Raw genomic sequence first — 3375 nt, 5'->3', positions numbered from 1 at the left:
ATTATTTTTTTTAAATTATTTTTTTTAAAAATTTTAAACTCTTCTTAAAAAAAGTGTAACCAATATTATTTTTAAAAATCTAAGCTCTTTTCCAAAAAGTGTAGTTATCTACATATACGTAGTCCCCTCCCCTTGTGGGAGGGGATTTTAGGGGAGGGGGAAATATTTAAATTATTAAATTTACACCCTCTCCCTATCCCTCTCCCATTAAGGGAGAGGGAAGTGATCTTAATATCCTTCTCCCCATTGAGGGAGAGGGAAGTGATCTTAACTTTAAGGAACACCTGCTACTGAATTTGGAGAAGTTTTAAAAATAATATTAAACTTAAATGTCAATAAATATTAAGTATATAAGCTAATAATGCGAATTCTTTTATCCTTTTTTAAATTTCGATAAGAAATATAAATATAAATTATTATAAGAGCATTAAGAGAGCATTAAATAAGAGGAAATTTGCAAAAAGATGGTGGGCCCACCAGGATTTGAACCTGGGACCTCCGCATTATGAGTGCGCTGCTCTAACCAGCTGAGCTATGGGCCCAAAAAGCTATTTTTAAAATGATTAGTTTTTAATAATTTGTTATCTTTTTAGGTAAATTCATAACAAAATATAACAAAATTATATCAAATAAAATTCTAATATAAATCTTTTAATATATCAATATATTAAAAGATATTTATAAATATCTTAACAATTTAGTAGAACTATTAGAATTTACTTAGACTTAAAAATTTTTAATCTTAGCTGTATTTTACATTTATAATTAGACTGAGTAAAATAATAAATTCTAATTATTAATAATGCTTTTAATAGATCTTTAGAAGGAGAAGATATTTTTATTACAGGAAAATGAATATGTATCATCCAATAATTAGAGAAGTCGAAGAATTATCTAAAGGTAGAAAAGATACCATTAATTGGGAACTTGTTAAAATGCTTGCTATTAGAGTTGCCAACTCAGGTGAAACTGATGAAATGCCATCTTTGGATATGCAAAAGCAATTTGAGGAATTAGTAAGAGCAAGTGAGATTTTAACTTCAAACTTCACAAATTTACAATTCTTTCAATTTGCTTCAGCAAAAGTTTTTAGAAGACAAGATTGGATCGAAGCTAATATAAAGGGATTTAAGGCATTAATGGAACCATTAACTCAAAAGGTAGTAGAAGAGTATAAAAAATCTAAAGCAACTGATCCAATAAGTAAACTACTTAATAAAATTAGTCCATTTATAATCACTTTGGAAATTGGGTTGGTTTTGGGTTACATGGCTAAGAATGTTTTAGGTCAATATGATCTATGTCTTCCGTATGGTGAAAGAGGTAAAATCTATTTTGTAGCACCAAATTTACTTAAATTGGAAAAAATGCTAAAAATACCATCTAAGGATTTCAGGTTCTGGATAGCTCTTCATGAGGTTACACATGCTCTTGAATTCAACTCTAATAATTGGATTGTTGATTATTATAAAAGTCTACTAAAAGAATTTATAGAAAGTGCAACTTTAAATTTAGAATCTGCTGCTGAAAGAATCCAGAAATTGGATGTAAAAAATATTAATGAGGTAATAAACAGATTCCAGAGCGAAGATTTTCTTTTCTCTTTAGTTACACCAGCACAAAGAGAAATACTGTATAAAGTTCAAGCATTAATGACGATTCTGGAAGGATACAGTAATTTTATTATGGATAAAATCGGAAGTAGAATGATATCTAATTTTCAAGTTCTAAAGAACAGATTTGAAAATAGGAGAAAAATTATAAGCCCAGTTGAAAAGATTTTTCGAAAAATCATTGGTATTGAGTTAAAACTTAAACAGTATGAGATGGGACAGAAATTTGCTAATTATATACATAAAAAAATGAATATGGTTGGATTAAACTTACTTTATGAGAATGAAAAAAATATACCCACTATTGAAGAGATTAAATATCCTGAAAAATGGATAAATAGAATATCAAAAAAAAGTTAAAAATATTAAAAATAATATAACTATAATAAATAAAAGTTAAGATAAAAATAATAGAATTTATTAATTCTATTAAATTTTTATATTTTTAATGAAAGATAATGAGAAAAATAATTGATTCTTATAAATTTGGCAGAATTGTAATAGATGGAAAAACATATAATTCTGATTTGATTTTATATCCAGATAAAATCAAAACTAATTGGTGGAGAAAGTCCGGTCATCAATTAATTTATGAAGATATACAAGAAATATTAGTAGAAAAACCAGAAATATTAATTGTAGGAACAGGTGCTATAGGACTCATGGTTGTTTTGGATGAGACAAAAAAGATTATAAAAGAGAATAATATTGAACTTATAGTTCAAAAAACCGAAAGAGCTTGTAAAACATATAATAGTATACCAAAAGATAAAAAAGTAGTACTTGCTTTACACCTCACCTGCTAATTTATAGCAGGTTTTCTTCTGAAAAACTGAAATGTCTATTATCTCCAATTATTATGTGATCTAATACTTTAATTCCCACTATTTTACTTGATTCCACTAACCTTTTAGTTATAGCTATATCATCACTACTTGGCGTTGGATCTCCAGTAGGATGATTATGAATAAATATTATAGATGCAGCTGCTTCACGTATTGCAGGTCTTAGAGCTTCTCTTGGATGCACTATGGAAGAATTTAAAGAACCTTCTGAAATTTTGAATTTATTTATTATTCTATTTTTACCATCAAGAAGTAAGCATAAAAAGTTTTCCTTCTTTATATTTTTCATTTTAGGATAAAAAATTTTTGCAACATCTTCGCTACATTTAAATCTTTTAAGAGAACCGTTTGATTGTGAAATGAGTCTTTTTCCTAACTCAAATGCTGCTTTCAATCTTGAAGCCTTAGAACTACCTATACCGGGGAGTTCTATCAATTCATTTATATGTGCTTCATCTATACCGGAAATCCCATTAAATTTTTTAAGTAAGTTCCTTCCAAGATCAACTGCATTCTCTCTACTTTTTCTATTTCCAGAATTAATTAAAATAGCAATAAGCTGAGCGTCTGATAGATTATCTTCACCATATTTAAAGAGTCTCTCTCTAGGTCTTTCGTCCTCTGGCCAATCCTTTATTGATTTCATATTTATTAAGTCTTATTTCTATTATTATCTTATTATTTATCTTTTTATACTTTGTTTGTTATTTTTACTACTTTATAACTTTTATTACCAAAAAGCTTAAGATGATTATTTATTTAATCATTTTTATCTCTTCCCTTACATTCTCAAGAGGAATAAATATTTATTATTATTGAATAATAGCATAATTATACAAATGTGCTATTATTATATATCATTTTAATTATTTTGTCGAGATTATTTTAATTATTTTGTCAAGATCTTTTTAAAATAT

3 protein-coding genes and 1 tRNA gene are annotated in these 3375 nt (G+C 27.0%); 2 read left to right on the top strand and 2 right to left on the bottom strand.

Annotation, left to right across the window (positions count from 1 at the left end; genetic code table 11):
- Positions 1 to 465: 465 nt before the first annotated feature.
- A tRNA-Ile gene (locus tag KKC53_05565) sits at positions 466 to 542 on the bottom strand.
- A 315-nt stretch (positions 543 to 857) separates the two neighbouring features.
- On the opposite strand from KKC53_05565, the gene KKC53_05560 reads away from it, so the two are divergent.
- The gene (locus KKC53_05560) at positions 858 to 1973 is read left to right on the top strand and encodes a zinc-dependent metalloprotease (GenBank protein MBU2598620.1); all 1116 of its coding nucleotides are present in this window, start codon (positions 858 to 860) and stop codon (positions 1971 to 1973) included.
- Positions 1974 to 2080: 107 nt separating this feature from the next.
- Positions 2081 to 2419, top strand: coding sequence for a hypothetical protein (locus KKC53_05555; GenBank protein ID MBU2598619.1), 339 nt, complete (start codon positions 2081 to 2083; stop codon positions 2417 to 2419).
- Between the two features lies 1 nt (position 2420).
- Here KKC53_05555 and radC read toward each other — a convergent pair whose 3' ends face one another.
- Positions 2421 to 3104 (bottom strand): DNA repair protein RadC, encoded by a 684-nt coding sequence (gene radC / locus KKC53_05550; GenBank protein MBU2598618.1) that lies wholly within the window; start codon positions 3102 to 3104, stop codon positions 2421 to 2423.
- Positions 3105 to 3375 lie beyond the last annotated feature (271 nt).

It is taken from the genome of Actinomycetota bacterium, from assembly GCA_018830725.1.
GTDB lineage: Bacteria > Actinomycetota > Humimicrobiia > JAHJRV01 > JAHJRV01 > JAHJRV01.
This window is presented reverse-complemented; position numbering and strand designations above follow the sequence as displayed.

Bases quoted from the DNA above. Each gene is read 5' to 3' on its own strand.
- KKC53_05560 (MBU2598620.1), top strand. From the start codon at position 858: ATGTATCATCCAATAATTAGAGAAGTCGAAGAATTATCTAAAGGTAGA.
- radC (MBU2598618.1), bottom strand. From the start codon at position 3,104: ATGAAATCAATAAAGGATTGGCCAGAGGACGAAAGACCTAGAGAGAGA.